General features: G+C 61.6%; 1 protein-coding gene. It reads left to right on the top strand.

Features of this window, described 5'->3' with window-relative positions:
* Positions 1 to 279 (top strand): 23S rRNA (guanine(1835)-N(2))-methyltransferase RlmG (locus GUI70_RS23030; RefSeq protein WP_202630585.1); only part of this gene is annotated, 279 nt, incomplete at both ends.

The raw sequence follows: 279 nt of genomic DNA, 5'->3' as shown, positions 1-279 counted from the left end.
AAGAAGCGCTACAGGCATGGGAAGCGGCGGATGAATATCTGCTGCAACAGGTGAATGACGTCGACGGCCTGACGCTCATCTTCAACGACGGCTTCGGCGCGCTCGCCTGCGCGCTGGCGGCGCGCAACCCGGTCAGCATCAACGACTCCTTTATTTCCGAGCTGGCGACCCGCCACAACCTGCGGATGAACGGTATCGATGAAGAGAGCGTGCGCTTTCAGGATAGCCTGAGCCCGCTACCGGCCGCGCCGGCGCTGGTGCTGATTAAGGTGCCAAAAC

The sequence above is a fragment of the Deinococcus alpinitundrae genome (genome assembly GCF_009982895.1).
In the GTDB taxonomy this organism is placed as follows: domain Bacteria; phylum Deinococcota; class Deinococci; order Deinococcales; family Deinococcaceae; genus Deinococcus; species Deinococcus alpinitundrae.
This window is presented reverse-complemented; position numbering and strand designations above follow the sequence as displayed.